The organism is Litorivita sp. NS0012-18, from assembly GCF_040371945.1.
Classification (GTDB): domain Bacteria; phylum Pseudomonadota; class Alphaproteobacteria; order Rhodobacterales; family Rhodobacteraceae; genus Litorivita.
Genome location: NZ_BAABWS010000009.1, coordinates 1 through 16,130, shown reverse-complemented (window position 1 = coordinate 16,130; position 16,130 = coordinate 1). Strand labels below are relative to the sequence as shown.

Here is a 16,130-nt window from a genome sequence, read left to right as displayed (position 1 = left end):
GAAGCTCAAAGGAAATCCGTGATGGGTCGGCTTGCAGGGCATCCACATTGGCCAAAAGCTGCGGATCGTTCAGGCTTCGCAAAGACAGGTTGACCGACACGCTGGGCACATGAATGCCCGCCTCGTCCCAGTCTTTGAGATCTCTGACGCTTGCCTCCAGAATGCACAGGTCGATCGCGCTATCGACCTTGAGCACTTCCGCAACGCTGAGAAAATCACCCGGGGCCTTCAGCCCGTCCGAAGGGTGTTGCCATCGTGCCAAAGCTTCGACACCGATTAAGGTCGCGCCGTCAGAGCCGAACTGAGGCTGGTAATAAGGAAAGATCTGCGCGCAACTGATGGCATTGAGCAACTCGTTCTGATCCACGCGAGATACCTCGGCGTGATGGTCCATATCTTCGTAGAATGTCGCCCGATTGCGGCCTTCCTTTTTGGATTGATACATCGCGCGATCGGCATGTTTGAGCCAAAGACCGGCCGATTGCGTCTCGTCGGGCGTGACGGTGCAAATGCCAATCGACAGGCCCATACGGATCGCATTGCCATGCGCTTCAATCGGCTCTTCCAAGCAGGCGATCAGCCGTGTGGCCAGATCGTGAAGCCGCGCGCGTGCTGATACCTTTGCGTCCGGACCGGTCAGAGGCGCAGGGCTGTCACAAAGCAGCACAAATTCATCCCCGCCGCTGCGGGCCAGAAAATCATTGGGACCGATGACCTTTTGCAACCGCTTCGTCACCGTGACGAGAACCGTGTCGCCGACGCGGTGTCCGAAGGCATCGTTGATGGCTTTGAACCCGTCCAGATCCAGAATCATCAACCCGTATCGCGCTTGAGATTTTCGCTCGCGCAGGCGTTGGTCCAAAAACCTGCGGTTCGGCAGTCCGGTCAGGTAATCTTGCAATGCAATCTGTTCGATCTCTGCATGGGAGTGTTCGAGCCGACCCTCGCTTTCTTGCAAGGTCTTGATCATGCTCGCGCGCTGCAATGCGATATAATTTGCGAAACATGTCAATGAGATGATCGTCAAGCCGATCACGATCACGCTGAGCATGAACCACATGTTATTGACCGAATTTCCCCATCCCGCGCGCGGCACGCCCGACAGATGCCAAGCCCCGTTCAGAAAATCGATGCGGACGCTTTCAGGGTTTGACGCCAGCGTTTCGGCCGACCCGTAAAAGGGGCGCTTGTCCTCGATTTGCCCGTCGCGGCCCGTGAGCACAAGGTCAAGCTCGCCCGCCAGCGTGCTCAGCCCTGTTTCGGCGTAAAAGCTGGGCAGATCAACAACGACGGATAAGATGCCCCAGAAGCGTTTGACATTGGAGGTCCCGACAAAGACCGGAAAACGGCCGATCAGCGCCTCCCCGCCCTGCACCAGATTGACAGGGCCGGCCAAGATGAAATTGCCCGTATCCCGCACCCGAAAAGCAGCGGCGCGTTGTGCGTCATTCTTGCTGTAATCGAGGCCCAAAACAAACTCGTTGCCTTTGCGCGGATAGATAAGATTGACCACCAAATCGCGTGCGGCGGCAATATTGCGCACGCCCGAGCTTGCCGAGACAATGCCGCGCGCAAGCACGCTATAGCGGCCTTCGGACATCTCGGGTTCGGTCGAAAGCGTCGCGACCAATCCGCTGGTCGCGCCAATGATCGCGTCGAGGCGGCCTTCGATCTGCGCGGCTTGGGTTTGCAACTGCGCCCGAACGTGGTCGCGCTCGGTTTGAGCATTGATGGTATTGCGTTGGTGCATGGCAAAGTAGGCCAAGCCAATCACCGCCAGCGTCGTCAGCAAAGTGGGCAAGTAACACCGCAACAGCGATTTACATTTAGGAATGGGCAATCGCTTCCGGTCCTTTCGCGCGCATGGACAGAGCGACAGAGTCTCCTTCAGGAATGTTAAATCAAGGTTAACATTCAGCGGTCGCCATACGAAAGCCGCGAAATCGCGCAAGGGGCACGAGACCAAGAAACAGGCCGCCAGATGGCGGCCTGCCGTTGTCTTATGGGGTCAGCCGCTTAGTAGAGCGCCACCGGATTGATGATCATCTGCACGGTTCCGCGAATGCGGGCTTGGCCCAGAACAAACATGAATTCCTTGACCCCGTCGCGCACCAGCGGGCCGGTGTTCATGGTTTCGAGGATGTAGATCCCCGCCTCTTGCAGCAAAACAACGTGACCGTAAAACACGCCGTCGCCTTCGCGTGGCGGCACCGGCTCGATGCCCCATGTGTCAGCGCCGACCGCCATCACGTTGAGCGAGGCCATATAGCGCGATCCGCTGACGTTGATCCCAGGCTCGCCGGAGACCCATGCTTTGGGATCTTTTTCGAGCATGCCTTCGGTCCATCCGGTGTGGAACAGCACGATATCGCCCTTGCCCAAGGTAACGCCTTGCGCTTGCGCGGCGGCTTTGATCTCTTCTTCGCCGAAGTTCTCACCCGCTCCGAGCATCTCTTTGCCCGCGTGTTTGGCCATATCGAGCACCACACCGCGACCGACCAGCGGCGGAACGTCATGCACGCCCAATTTGGTCAGGCCTGTGATCGCCGAGATTTCTTTTTCGTCGAGGCAGTTGTAATACATGCCCGCCTCGCCAAGGTGACCCAACCCGTCGATCTGGCTGCCGATGCCGACCCATGTTTGAAGCAGATCGTCATTATAGTTGCCAGGATAGCCGAAGCCGTCGAGCTTTTGCCCGCCTTGCTGGTTGGGTTGCACGACTTGCAAGCTCAAGCTGCGCGGCGCAAAGGCTGGTGTGGTCGAATCGATGACAATGCCAAGCGGCACGCTTTTGCCCTGTTTAACCAGCTTGGCCGCCATCAACGTATTCTCGGGCGTGATCAGGTTGGCCGAGCCAATCGTGTCGTCCGACCCCCATTGCGAATGGGCGCATTCGGTGGCCGCCATCGCGCCGCTGGCCATCATTGCGGCACCGGCGACGAGCAGTGATTTGATCGTCAATTTCATAGTATTTCCTCCTAAGTTGGTAAAACGGACGCTATGCGCGGTTTGCGGCCTCTTTTCTGGGCCTTCTGCGTCTGGGTCCGGTGGTTTATTGGGTTTTGGCTTGGGTGTGGGGGCCAAAACCGCAGCGCGCGCCGATGCGCGCACCCTTGCCCCGCGTTTTGATGTGCTTGTATTCCCCCTTCTCCTCGCCCGCCGCGCAGAGGCGCAAAGGGGCTTCCCTTGGGTCACTCAACATCAATGCGGCGGTTCGGGCAACCATTTGAGTCGCTGCACTGCAACATCACAGCGCCCGTTGCGGCGCTAAAAAGCCGCCGATCCGCAGGCGCCTTGCGCCCGCAAATTTCTTTTGGTCAATAAAACTGGACAACTGTCCAAAATTTGTCATTACTCTTGGTAAGCGGACGGGGAGGTCCGCAAAAGGGAGGGATAATACCAATGGATCAATCGACATTTGACTATGTGATTGTCGGCGGCGGATCGGCGGGATCGACGCTTGCGGCGCGGCTGACCGAAGATGGCACAACGCGGGTGTGTCTGCTTGAGGCGGGGGGCAAGGGCGATCACATTTTGATCCGTGCGCCCGCCGGTGTGGTCGGCATGTTGCCAGGGCATGGGAAGCTGTCCAACTGGGCGTTCAACACCACACCGCAACCGGGGCTGAACGGGCGCCAAGGCTACCAGCCGCGCGGCAAGGCCTTGGGCGGATCGAGCGCCATCAACGCGATGCTCTATGTGCGCGGGCACAAAGGCGATTATGACGAATGGGCCGAATTGGGCTGTGACGGTTGGACGTGGGACGAATGCCTGCCGTATTTTCGCAAGGCCGAGAACAACGAAGAGGGCGCGGATGACTTCCACGGCGCGGACGGCCCCTTGCAGGTGTCGAACCAGAAATCGCCGCGCCCGATCAGCCACGCCTTTGTCGAGGCCGCGACCCAGTGCCAACACCGCGAAGTGAGCGATTTCAACACCGGCGACAACGAGGGCGTCGGCCTCTATCAGGTGACGCAGTTCCACGACAAAGCCCGCAATGGCGAGCGTTGTTCGGCGGCGGCGGCCTATCTTTTTCCGATCCGCGAGACGCGCAAGAACCTGACGAGTTTGACCGGCACCCATGCGACGCGCATCGTGATGGAGGGCAAACGCGCCGTTGGTGTGCAATACCGTCAGGGCCGCAAAACCAAAGAGGTCCGCGCCGCCAAAGAGGTGCTTTTGTGCGGCGGAACGTTTAATTCGCCGCAGCTCTTGATGTTGTCGGGCATTGGACCGGCGGCAGAAATCCGGCGTCACGGCATCGAGGTTGTGCATGACCTGCCCGGGGTGGGGCAAAATTTGCAAGACCACCTCGATTTCATCCAGACTTTCAAATCCAAGGACACCGATAATTTCGGCATCGGTCTGGCGGGCGCGATCCAATTGACCAAACATATCTTTAAATGGCGCAAGGATGGCACGGGCATGATCGCCACGCCCTTTGCCGAAGGGGCGGCCTTTCTCAAGACCGATCCGGCGCTTGATCGGCCCGATATCCAATTGCATTTCGTCATCTCGATTGTCGATGATCACGCGCGCAACTTGCATCTGGGCTACGGGTTCAGCTGCCACGTCTGCGCCTTGCGCCCGCACAGCCGCGGCGAGGTCTTCTTGCAAAGCAGCGATCCCTTGGCCGATCCGGGGATTGATCCGAAATTCCTGTCGGACCCGCGCGATCTGGAGGTGACGATCAAAGGCGCGAAAATGACCCGCGAGATCCTCAAAGCGCCCGCATTGGCCAAATACCGCGACAAGGAAATGTTCGATCTGTCCGACGATATGAGCGATGCCGATTGGGAGGCCCATATCCGCGCCCGCGCCGATACGATCTACCATCCGGTCGGCACCTGCAAAATGGGCAAGGACGAGATGGCCGTGGTGGACCCGCAACTGCGCGTGCACGGAGTGGAGGGCCTGCGGGTGATTGATGCCTCTGTCATGCCAAAGCTGATCGGCGGCAACACCAATGCGCCGACCATCATGATCGCCGAACGCGCTGCCGATATGATCCGCGGGATCAACAGCGTCGCCGCTTCGGTCGCCGCGCAGTAAACGCCTGACCGATCACGCCCCGCGCCGCCGGCCCATTGGCCGTATGGCGCGCGCGGGGACAACCCCATTTGCGCGGCCCGACCCGCGCCCCCCAAGAAAGGTCCCAAGACCATGAACCAGATTTCACCGACGCTTTCGCCCGATTTCTCCGCGCTCGACCGCGACCTGCAAACCCTCTCGGCGGCCAGCGAGACATGGGCGCGTACCAGCCCGCAAGAGCGCATCAAAGTGCTGGAGGAGATTAAGGACAACCTGATGGAGGTCGCCCAAGGCTGGGCGCAGACCGCCGCGCGGCGCAAATTGATCCCCGCCGGATCGCCGCTTGAGGGCGAGGAATGGATATCGGGGCCCTATGCGGTCATGGGGGCGTGCAACGGGCTCATCGAAACCCTGTCGGGGATGGAGGGCAAAGCCTTTCTCAAACGGCTCAAGACCCGCCAGACCGCCAGCGACCAACTCAGCGTGCAAGTGCTGCCCCATTCGATTTTCGACCGGCTGCTTCTGTCGGGGGTCACCGCAGAGGTCTGGATGGAGCGCGGGGTCACAAAATCCGATTTGCCCGCCCAGACCGCCAGCGCCTATGACATCCCCAATGGCGCGCGCAAGGGCAAGGTCGCGCTGGTTTTGGGCGCGGGCAACATCGCCTCGATCGCGCCGCTTGATGTGTTCCAAAAGGCCTTTGGCGAACATCAGGTGGTGATCCTCAAGATGAACCCCGTCAATGACTACCTCACCGAGTATCTCGAAGCGGCGCTCAAACCCCTGATCACGCGCGGCGCGCTGCGCATCGTCAAGGGCGGGGCCGATGTGGGGGCCTATCTGTGTGACCATCCGGCCGTGGACGAAATCCACATCACCGGCGCGGAGGCCTCGCATGATGCCATCGTTTGGGGCACGGGCGAGGAAGGCAAGACCAACAAGGCCGCCGGCACCCCGAAGATCAGCAAACCCGTCACCTCGGAATTGGGCGCCGTATGTCCCACCATCGTCGTGCCCGGCCCGTGGAGCCGCGCCGATCTGCAATTCCAAGCCGAGCATCTGGCCACGCAAAAGCTGCATAACTCCGGCTTCAACTGTGTCGCCTGCCAGATGTTGATCTTGCCGCGCGACTGGACGCACAAACAAACCTTGCTCGACAATCTACGCGATGTGATGGGCAATTTGCAGGCGCGCCAAGCCTATTATCCGGGGGCAGAGGACCGCATGGCGCAATTTGCCAGCCACAGCGAGGCCGCCACGCAATTCGATCGCGGCGCGGCGCCTGCCTGTGTGGTGGTGCCGGTGCAGGGCGAGGCCGATAAGTGGTTCACCCAAAACGAAGTTTTCGCCCCCGCCCTGTCCACCCACGAGATCGGCGGCGAGAACCCCGAGGCCTATTTGATCGAGGCGGTGCGCTATGCCAATGACAGCCTGCACGGCACATTGGGCGCGAACATCCTGATCCATCCGGCGACGATCAAACGCATCGGCAAGACGCGGTTCGAGGAAATCATCGCCGATCTGCGCTATGGCGCGATTGCGGTGAACGCATGGACGGGCCTTGCCTTTTTGGCCACCGCCTGTCCATGGGGCGCCTTTCCCGGTCATACGCTCGACAATGTCGGCAGCGGCATCGGCTTTGCCCATAACACCTATATGTTCGACCGGCCCGAACGGGTGGTGGTCAGCGCCCCTTGGCGGCCCTATCCGCGCAACAACCTGTCGGGCGGTTTCACGCTTTTGCCGCGCCCGCCTTGGTTCGTCACCAACACCCGCCAGCATGTGCTCGGGCGGCTGCTGACGCGGTTCGAATACCGGCCAAGCTGGTTGAAACTTCCGCGTATTTTCGTCAATGCTTTGCGCGGATGAACAACGGATAGGTCAGGCTTTGACGCGACTGGACAAAATCACCCGCCTCGACCGTCAGGCCGAGGCGAAATCGGCCAAGAGATTGCTCAAGAAAGAGCAACTGGCCGAGTCTGCGGTCAATGCGCTCAAGCAGCTCGGCTATGCCCGCACCAGCTTGCGCGATATTGCCCAATTGTCGGGCATGTCCGTTGGCACGCTGCACTACTATTTCGAGGATAAGGTCGATTTGATCGGCTTTTGTGTGCAGCGTTATAAAACCGCCTTTATCAAGGAGATGGAGGCAAACCTTTACGGCGATGCCGAAGGCGCGCAATTGGTGCGGGTGATCGGCGCCGGTCTGGCGCAATCGATCCGGCGCGAGGCCGAAACCCACCGGTTGTGGTATGATATTCGCGCGCAGGCGATGTTTGATCCGGCCTTTCGCGATGTCGTCGACGAGATCGAGACGGCATTGATCGCCTTGGTCGGGCAAATGTATCGCCGCCTGAAGTTGCCGCCCGAGGGCGCATTGCCCGCCTATCTGATGCTCGATGCCGGTTTTCGGTTCTTTTTGCAGCGCCACCTGTCGGGCGATGCGCAGGCGGTCGATCAGTTCGAGGCCCAGATCATCGCGCAACTCGACGCCGCCCGCGCCGCGCGCTGACCTGCCTGCCGCGCCGGCGCCCGTTCGAGACGCGCTAGGGATCATCACGCGGGCGAGACCCCTTTGCGCGCCATGACCGCGCGCCGGATTGCGCCGCGCGGGTCGGATTGCGCGCCAAAAGATCCATCCGCGCCGACGACCAATGTCTGCCGCTGAGCCGCCGTAAAGGCGGGCCAATGCAGCGCATCGTGCGACGGCGCGCCGCGCGCGGCAAACCCGCGCCAAAGCGCCGACATCATCGCCGCACTTTGCGCCCAATCTTGCGACGGACCGTTGAGGCCCAAGCGGATATCGCCCAAGGAGGGGCCCAAATCCACCCCATGTGTTGCGCCGAACTGGCCGCCGAAGGCGCGGCTTGGCTTGGCCCAAAGATAGGCCCATGTCGGCGTGCCCGCTTGGGCCAGCGCGTCGGACATGATCCACGCCGCCAGCCGGAAGGTCAGGTCGGTATCAAGGCGCGCGGCCATAAGATAGGGCGCAGCGCCCGTATCTTCGGCGCGATAAAGCGCAAGGATGTCATCGCTTTGCGGCCCCATATGGGCGGCGAACTGCGCGCGCAGCTCGGCGGCGCTCATGTCGAAATCGACCCGCCTGTAGCTGCGCTCGTCCAAAACCGTGCCGATGATCACCGGCACGCGGACCTTGCCCGCCCGCGCGGCCTCCAGAGGATGCAGCGGGATGCGCGCGCCCTCGCGCACCACGGGCAAAAACGCCCGCGGCGCTTCGCCCTTGCGCCGGTCCTCCATCTCAAGCTCGATCTGTGCGCTGAGCAAGGTTTGAAACGGCAGCTCTTGCAACCGCTCCAACGCATCGGGCGCAATGCCGAGCAAGGCCAAAAACCGCTCGGCCATGGCGGCGGTCTCGTCAGGGTTGCCAAGGCGCAGGGCCGAGCCGCTCATGATGCCCGCGCGGTGAAACAGCCCCTGCGCCGAGGGCATCGCCAAGAGGGTCGAGGTTTTCGCCCCGCCGCCCGATTGGCCAAAGACCAGAACCCTATCGGGATCGCCCCCGAAAGCGGCGATATTTTCCTTGATCCAGTCCAGCGCCGCTACCACATCAGCCATGCCATTGGACCCCGATCCGGCAAACCGAGGATCGCCGAAGGCCTCAAGATCGAGAAAGCCGAAAGACCCGATGCGGTGGTTGATCGAGATAAACAGCGCTTCGCCCGTCTCGGCCACCATCTGCCCGTCGAATTGCGGCGAATTTCCGGTGCCCCCATACCAGCCGCCGCCGTGCAGATGCACCATGACCGGCAGCTTGGCGCCCGCATCCAAGGACGGGGTCCACAGGTTCAGCACAAGGCAATCCTCACCCATGCCCCCCGGTTGGATGTCATAAAGGATCAGATCGGAATAACGGCGGGTGCGGCTAGAGGGATGTTGCGGGGCAAAATTGCCATAGGCCGTGCGGTCCTCGATGCCGCTCCATTCGGGCGGGGGTTGCGGCGGTCGGTAGCGGTTGGCCCCTGCGGTGCTGGCCCCATATCGGATGCCTTTGAACATGCTCACTCCGCTGATCGCGAGGCCGCGCATGCGCCCTTGGGCGGTTTGCACAACCGGAAAGAAGAGAGGGTTCGGCTCGCCAATCATCACATATACCTTACATTTTGCCCTGCGGCGCACGGGCTTCACAGGCGCGCCGGATGGCCGCGCCCCACACCGCTCATAGATTGGACGGCGCGGCACGCTTGTGCAACGATTTATAGGTGTCTGGGTCAAGCGGCGGCGGTTGGCCTGCGCGGCCCGCGTCCGATCCGTTCGGCCCGCCATTTCCGGCGCAGCACGTGTCTCCGACCTGCGCGCACGGTGGCAAATCAGCCCTGATCGCCCGGCTGCAGCGGCTTGCTTGCGGCGCGCAAGGCTTGCTCCAATACCGCGTGATCGCCGATATGATTGGCAAGGATCAACACGAGCCGTGCGTTCAGCCCATGGGTTTGGGCCTCGCTCAGCCCCTCATGGGCCTCCAGAAGCGCGGCATAAAACCCGTCGCTATCGTCAAGGTGGGGCGTCAAGATCAGATCGCTCATCGGGTCAGCTCCTTGCAAGCGCTCGGGTCAGCGCGGCTTCGATCGCAGCAAGATCCAGACCGGCCCATCGCGCCACCACATGTTGATCAGGGCGGATCAGATAGACCGCCGCAGGGTTATCCCCCAGATAGCGCGCCGCCAAGGCACCGGCGGCATCGGTCGAAAGCGCGATGCACTTGAGCCGAAGGCCCGCCAGCGTGATGTCGCGCGGCACATCCGTATTCAACGCCAAGATCGCAAAAGACCCGTCCAGATGGTCAAGCAAGAACCCCTGCGCCAAGGGCGCATCGCTACAGGGGCTGCCCGGACGGCTGCGCGCCGGACCATCGGGCAAGGCGTCAGGCCCGTTCAGCGGCGATCCGTCATAGGTGCAAGGCACCGAAAGCCGCCCCGAATTGACCATCGGGCGGGCAAACTCGAAATGCTCGATCAAATCGAGAACCGCATCACGGAAAAGATGATGGGCAGGGCCGCGCGGGGTGAGAAAATCTGCCGAGCGGGTCGAGTTCTTGATATTCTCCAACGCGCCATATTTGCGCTCGCTGTGATAGCTGTCGAGCAAACCGTCAGGGGCCTCGCCCTTGATCACAGCGGCCAGTTTCCACGCCAGATTGTCGATGTCCTGCATGCCGCCATTGGCGCCGCGCGCGCCAAAGGGGCTGACCTGATGGGCGCTGTCACCGGCAAAAAACACCCGTCCGTGGCGGTAGGTCTCCATGGTGCAACAGCGGAATGTGTAAATCGAGGTCCAGACCAGATCGAATTCGATATCCGCGCCGATCATCGCCGAGACGCGCGTGCGGATGCGGTCGGGCTCCAACTCGGCCTTGCGGTCAATGTCCCAGCCCAATTGAAAATCCAGCCGCCAGACATCATCGGGCTGTTTGTGCATCAATGCGGTTTCGCCGCGATTGAACGGCGGGTCGAACCAAAAGCGCCGCTCGACCGGAAACTGCGCATTCATGCGGATATCGGCGATCAGGAAATTATCCTCGAAAACCCGCCCCCCGAAATCGAGCCCCATCATGGTGCGCACCGCAGAGTTCGCCCCGTCACAGGCCACCAGATAATCGGCCTCGACCTCATAGGGCCCGTCGGGCGTATTCACGCGCAGCGCCACGTGATCGCCGCGCTGATCGAGCGACGAGACGCGGTTTTGCCCCCTGATCTCGATGGGCGCGCCTGCGGCTTGCTCCGCGCGGATCTGGGCGACGAGGAATTGCTCGAAATAGGGCTGTTGCAGGTTGATGAAGGCGGGGCGTTTGTGCCCCTCTTCGGGCAAAAGGTTGAACGAATAAACCTCTTCTTCGCCGCGATACACCCGCCCCACGTTCCACACCACGCCCTTTTCCACCATCGGCTCACCGCACCCCAAACGGTCGCAAATCTCGAGCGTGCGTTTGGCAAAACAGATCGCGCGGCTGCCCATGCCGACGCCGTCATGATCGTCAAGCACAAGGCATTCGATGCCCCGACGCCCGAGGTCCAAGGCCAGACCCATGCCAATCGGCCCGCCCCCGACGATCACAACGCGGTGACGGGTCGGGGCAGGGGCCTCTTGCTGCGCGACCTTGGCATAGGGATAGAGGCGAAAGGCGGTCTGGTATCGGGGGGCGATCATGGCTTCGGTTACCCTTGCAGGGCCTCCCACATCTGTTGGTCGCGCTCGGCGGTCCAGATGCGCGGCGTGTCGATGCCGCGCGCCTCGTCATAGGCGCGCGCCACGTTGAACGGCAGGCAATGCTCGTAGATGGCAAAATCGGAAAACTTCGGGTCGCACTCGGCGCGCACCGCATCCCATGCCTCTTTGAGCGTGCCGCCGCGCGCCACAACGCGCGCCGCAGGCTTATAGGTGCTTTCGACGAAATCGGCGGTAGAGCGGATGGCCTTTTCGACCATCTCCTCGCCGATCAAGGCATCCCCGCGCCCTGGTGCGATGGATTTGGGCTCATAGGCGGCGATGTTTTCCAGCGTGTCGAGCCAGTCGCCAAAATGCCCGTCCCCGCAATAGCAGGCCGAGTGATATTCGACGATATCGCCGGTGAACATCACCTCTTGGTCCGGCACCCAAACCACCGCATCCCCCGCCGTATGCGCACGGCCCAAGGTCATGATATCAACGCGGCGCTTGCCCAAATAGACGGTCATGCGGTCGGAAAACGTCGTCGTCGGGCGGGTCAGACCGGGGATTTCTTCATGGCCTTGGAAGAGACGCGGGAAACGTCCGAATTCGCTGTCCCAATCTTCTTGGCCGCGTTCTTCGACCATGGCGGCGGCCACATCCGACATGATGATTTCATGCGCGCCATAAGCCGAAGCACCTAAAACGCGCACCGCGTGATAATGGGTCATGACCACATGGCTGATCGGTTTGTCGGTGACCTCGCGGACCTTTTCGATCACCATGCGCGCAAGGCGCGGCGTGGCCTGCGCCTCGACGATCATCACGCTGTCGTCGCCGATGATCACGCCGGTGTTGGGGTCTCCCTCGGCGGTAAAGGCATAAAGCCCCTCGCCGATCTGGGTGAAGCTGATTTTCTTGTCTTCCATGTCGCCTTGCGATGCGAATGCTTTGGCCATTTCGTCCTGCTTTCTGGTAAGTATCTGTTTTGTCTTGTGTATTATCACGCCATCGGATCGGCAGGCGCGGGCAAGACGGTGCCCGAACAGGCGCCAAATCCGATGCGATACCCCGCGCCCTGCGCCGCGCCGTAAAGCGTCAGCCGGTCGCCGTCTTCGAGGAAGCTGCGCCTCTGCCCACCCGCCAATGTGATCGGCTCCGCCCCGCCCCAGCTGAGTTCCAACAGCGAGCCGCGCGCCTCCTTGGCCGCGCCGGTGATGGTGCCCGAGCCGAGCAGATCGCCCACCCGCATCGGGCAGCCGCTGGTGGTGTGATGGCAAAGCTGCTGCGCGCTCGAATAGTAAAGCTCGCGCGCATTGGTGCGGCAGATCGTGGTCTCCTGCCCGCCTGCAGGGGCCAAGGTGACCGACAGGTCGATGTCGAAATTCATCGCCCGCGGCTCGTCCAGATAGGGCAAAAGCGCCCGATCGCGCGGCGGGGTGGGGGTGCGGAAGGGCTCCAGCGCCGCACGGGTGACGATCCACGGGCTGATGGTGGTGGCGGTGGCCTTGGCTTGGAACGGACCAAGCGGTTGGTATTCCCACGCCTGAATATCGCGCGCCGACCAATCATTGAGCAGCACAAAGCCGAAGATCATCTCGTCTGCCTGCGCGACGCTGACCATGCCGTGCGAGGGCGTGCCGACAATCGCGCCTAGCTCAAGCTCCATATCGAACCGCGCGCAGGGGGCAAACCGCGGCAGGGCCTCATCGGGGGATTTGAGTTGCCCCCAAGGGCGCGTCACATCGGTGCCCGACACCACCACAGACGAGGCGCGGCCGTTATATCCGATCGGGATCGACAGCCAGTTCGGCGGCAGCGCGTTTTCCTTACCGCGAAACATCTCGCCGACGTTTTGCGCGTGCTGCTTGCCCGCATAGAAATCGGTATATTCGCTGACGCGGAAGGGCATGTGCAAATCCGCCTCGGCCATGGGCACCGAATAGGTCATGCAGGCATCGCGCAGGGTCTCATCGGCCCCTTCGGCCAAAAGCGCGCCAAGTGCCTTGCGGTAGCGGTCCCACGCTTTGGGACCAAGCTCCATGAAGTCATTCCAATAGGGCACGTCGAGCACATCGGCATCCGGATCGGCGCGCAAAATCCCTGCGGCCTCCAATCCGGTGGCATCCAAAATCCGCTCGCCAATGGCCACGCCGCAGCGCAGATCGCCCTCGCCGACGGAAAAGACGCCATAGGGCAGGTTGGCCAGCGGGAAATCGGTATCGGGGCTATTGGCGCTGTCGAGCCATGAACGAAGAAGGGTCATGAGGGGTCTTTCCGGTCTGGTTGAACGTCGGGATGGGCGGCGCGGATCGCCGCGACGCCCATGCAGGCCTCGCGGATTTGCGCGATGCGCGGATAGGGGTCCAAAGGCAGGCCCCAGCGGTCCGCATTCAAACATTGGCCTGTGATGCAAAGATCGGCCAAATCGGGGTCATCGCCGAATGCAAAGAGGGTGGCATGGGCAAGCTGCGCCTCGATAGCGGCAAAGCCTTCGGCCATCCAATGGCGCATCCATTGGGTCTTTTGCGCCTCATCGGCGCCAAAGCGGTCAGACAGGGCCGCCAGAACGCGCAGGTTATTGACCGGATGGATATCAAGCGCCACGCCGTGGGCAATCGCCAGAACCCGCGCGCGGGCCAACGGATCGGCGGGGAGCAATCGCGGCGCGGGCCACAGCGCATCGAGATAGTCGATAATCGCCAAGGATTGCGTCAAGACGCTGCCGTCATCCAGCACCAGCGCCGGCACGCCCGCGCTGGGATTGAGGGCGCGAAACGACGCCTGCCGCTGCGCCCCAGCGGCCAGATCAACAGGCACAATCTCATAGGCCACGCCTTTGAGGTTCAAGGCTGCGCGCACCCGAAAAGAGGTGGTCGAGCGCCAATAGGAATAAAGCTTCATTTGCGCCCCGGCGTGCCGTCGAATTTCTTCTCGAGGCTCTCCCAGCAATCGATATAATCATCCTGAAGCGGCGCCTCGACACCGGCGAAGCGGGTCAGATGCTGCGGGAAGCGCGTCTCGAACATAAACGACATGGTGTTGTCGAGTTTTTCGGCCTTCAGATCGGCATTCGATGCGCCCTCAAAGGCGGTTTTATCCGGCCCATGCGGCAACATCATATTGTGCAAGCTCACCCCGCCCGGAACAAATCCTTTGGGTTTGGCATCATATTGGCCGTAAATATTGCCCATCAATTCGGACATGATGTTCTTGTGATACCACGGCGGGCGGAAGGTATCCTCGGCCACCATCCAGCGTTCGCGAAACAGCACAAAGTCGATATTCGCCGTGCCCGGAACCCCCGAAGGCGCGGTCAGCACCGTGAAAATCGACGGGTCGGGATGATCGAAAAGCACCGCGCCCACGGGGCAATAGGTTTTCAGATCGTATTTGCACGGCGCATAATTGCCATGCCACGCCACCACGTCCAAGGGCGAATGGCCGATGCGGGTTTCATGGAACTGCCCGCACCATTTGATGGTGACGGTTGAAGGGGTCTCGCGGTCCTCGAAGGCGGCGACCGGCGTTTTGAAATCGCGCGGGTTGGCCATGCAATTGGCACCAATCGGCCCGCGTCCGGGCAATTCGAATTTCTGTCCGTAGTTTTCACAGACAAAACCGCGGCACGGCCCCTCCAGAACCTCGACCCGATAAACCAGACCGCGCGGCAGGATCGCGATCTCCTGCGGTTCGATGTCGATGACACCCAATTCGGTGCAAAACCGCAAACGCCCCTCTTGCGGCACCACCAGCATTTCGGAATCGGCCGAATAGAAATAGGCGTCCTGCATGCTTTGCGTGACCAGATAGATATGCGTGGCCATGCCGACTTGGGTGTTCACATCCCCCGCCGTGGTCATGGTCCGCATGCCGGTCAGCCACGTCAAAGGCTCCTGCGCATGGGGCAAAGGGTCCCAGCGGTATTGGCCAAGGCTGGTCACATCCTCAAGGACATGGGGCGCGGATTTCCAATAGGGCAGATCGATGCGCGTATAGCGATGCGAATGTTTGACCGAGGGGCGGATGCGGTAGCACCATGTGCGCTCGTTCTGGTGGCTCGGCGCGGTAAAGGCGGTGCCGGACAGTTGCTCGCCATAAAGCCCGTAGTTGCATTTTTGCGGGCTGTTCATGCCCTGCGGCAAGGCACCGGGCAGGGCCTCGGTTTCGAAATCATTCCCAAAACCGGGCATATAGTCCGGCGTTGTTCCAACAGGGCTGGCGGCAGTTTGCAATCCATGCGGGCGCGGGACAGTGTTCATCGGATTTTCCTCCTCTGGGTTGCTCTCGGGATATTGGTTGCTTTTGTAACTAACAACCATTTATCTGCGCCTATGACGCAAAATGATCCCTTCGCTTTGGCTGATTTCATGCCCTATCTGCTCAATCAGGCCGCCGAAGCGACCAGTTTGGGGTTTCAAAAATACTATAAGGCCAATTACGGCATGCTGCGCACCGAATGGCGCGTGTTGTTCCATTTGGGGCGCTACGGCGCGCTGACCGCGACGGCGATCTGCACCAAGGCCCAGATCCATAAAACCAAGGTCAGCCGCGCGGTGGCCGCCCTCGAAGCGCGCCGGTTCTTGTTGCGCGAGGAGATGCAAAGCGACCGCCGTCAGGATTTGCTGAGCCTGACGCGCAAGGGGCAGGCCGCCTTTAACGATCTCGTCGCGCAGGCGCAGCGCTATAACGAAACCCTGCTGGCGCCCTTTACCGCGCAAGACCAAGACACCCTGCGCCGGATCTTGCTCAAACTGGCGCAGATGGAGCAGGGCGACGCGCGTGGAATAGCCCCCTGAAAGTGGTCCACCAACTGGGATAGAATGTCCTGTAAATTGGAGGATCAGTTATGGCTGGGAAACGAGAGAAACCTGAAGATATCGTATCGAAGCTTCGGCAGGTTGAAGTTCTGCAAGGGCAAGGGATGACGGTAGTGG

13 protein-coding genes are annotated in these 16,130 nt (G+C 61.2%); 4 read left to right on the top strand and 9 right to left on the bottom strand.

Annotation, left to right across the window (positions count from 1 at the left end; translation table 11 throughout):
- Both ABWV64_RS15825 and ABWV64_RS15820 read right to left on the bottom strand, forming a co-directional pair.
- Window positions 1–1,840: diguanylate cyclase domain-containing protein (locus ABWV64_RS15825; protein WP_353347035.1), on the bottom strand; the 1,840-nt coding region annotated here is incomplete at its 3' end.
- A gap of 176 nt (window positions 1,841–2,016) precedes the next feature.
- Window positions 2,017–2,967: a cyclase family protein gene (locus ABWV64_RS15820; RefSeq protein WP_353347033.1), complete on the bottom strand. Its 951-nt coding sequence runs from the start codon at window positions 2,965–2,967 to the stop codon at window positions 2,017–2,019.
- Window positions 2,968–3,402: 435 nt separating this feature from the next.
- Here ABWV64_RS15820 and ABWV64_RS15815 point away from each other — a divergent pair, with 435 nt between their 5' ends.
- From ABWV64_RS15815 to ABWV64_RS15805, 3 genes are all read left to right on the top strand, one after another.
- Complete coding sequence (locus ABWV64_RS15815) at window positions 3,403–5,052, top strand: GMC family oxidoreductase (protein WP_353347031.1); 1,650 nt, start codon at window positions 3,403–3,405, stop codon at window positions 5,050–5,052.
- A 111-nt stretch (window positions 5,053–5,163) separates the two neighbouring features.
- Complete coding sequence (locus ABWV64_RS15810) at window positions 5,164–6,900, top strand: aldehyde dehydrogenase family protein (RefSeq protein ID WP_353347029.1); 1,737 nt, start codon at window positions 5,164–5,166, stop codon at window positions 6,898–6,900.
- 19 nt (window positions 6,901–6,919) lie between these two features.
- Window positions 6,920–7,543: a TetR/AcrR family transcriptional regulator gene (locus tag ABWV64_RS15805; protein WP_353347027.1), complete on the top strand. Its 624-nt coding sequence runs from the start codon at window positions 6,920–6,922 to the stop codon at window positions 7,541–7,543.
- Window positions 7,544–7,587: 44 nt separating this feature from the next.
- Here the strand turns inward: ABWV64_RS15805 and ABWV64_RS15800 are convergent, their stop codons facing one another.
- The 7 genes from ABWV64_RS15800 to hmgA form a co-directional block, all read right to left on the bottom strand.
- Window positions 7,588–9,135 (bottom strand): carboxylesterase/lipase family protein, encoded by a 1,548-nt coding sequence (locus ABWV64_RS15800; RefSeq protein ID WP_353347025.1) that lies wholly within the window; start codon window positions 9,133–9,135, stop codon window positions 7,588–7,590.
- Window positions 9,136–9,359: 224 nt separating this feature from the next.
- Window positions 9,360–9,572: a DUF2783 domain-containing protein gene (locus ABWV64_RS15795; RefSeq protein WP_353347023.1), complete on the bottom strand. Its 213-nt coding sequence runs from the start codon at window positions 9,570–9,572 to the stop codon at window positions 9,360–9,362.
- Window positions 9,573–9,576: 4 nt separating this feature from the next.
- Window positions 9,577–11,193 carry an FAD-dependent oxidoreductase gene (locus ABWV64_RS15790; RefSeq protein ID WP_353347021.1) on the bottom strand — a complete coding sequence of 539 codons (1,617 nt, stop codon included), beginning with the start codon at window positions 11,191–11,193 and terminating at the stop codon, window positions 9,577–9,579.
- 8 nt (window positions 11,194–11,201) lie between these two features.
- Window positions 11,202–12,152, bottom strand: coding sequence for an MBL fold metallo-hydrolase (locus tag ABWV64_RS15785; RefSeq protein WP_353347019.1), 951 nt, complete (start codon window positions 12,150–12,152; stop codon window positions 11,202–11,204).
- A gap of 44 nt (window positions 12,153–12,196) precedes the next feature.
- Complete coding sequence (fahA, locus tag ABWV64_RS15780; RefSeq protein WP_353347017.1) at window positions 12,197–13,459, bottom strand: fumarylacetoacetase; 1,263 nt, start codon at window positions 13,457–13,459, stop codon at window positions 12,197–12,199.
- Window positions 13,456–14,097: a maleylacetoacetate isomerase gene (gene maiA, locus ABWV64_RS15775; RefSeq protein ID WP_353347015.1), complete on the bottom strand. Its 642-nt coding sequence runs from the start codon at window positions 14,095–14,097 to the stop codon at window positions 13,456–13,458. Before maiA ends, fahA begins: the two co-directional genes overlap by 4 nt.
- A complete protein-coding gene (gene hmgA / locus ABWV64_RS15770; protein ID WP_502902684.1) occupies window positions 14,094–15,455 on the bottom strand; it encodes a homogentisate 1,2-dioxygenase in 1,362 nt (453 codons plus the stop codon). The genes maiA and hmgA overlap by 4 nt, the downstream gene beginning before the upstream one ends.
- A 96-nt stretch (window positions 15,456–15,551) precedes the next feature.
- Between hmgA and ABWV64_RS15765 the strand changes: the two genes are divergently transcribed.
- The gene (locus ABWV64_RS15765; protein ID WP_353347013.1) at window positions 15,552–15,992 is read left to right on the top strand and encodes a MarR family winged helix-turn-helix transcriptional regulator; all 441 of its coding nucleotides are present in this window, start codon (window positions 15,552–15,554) and stop codon (window positions 15,990–15,992) included.
- Window positions 15,993–16,130 lie beyond the last annotated feature (138 nt).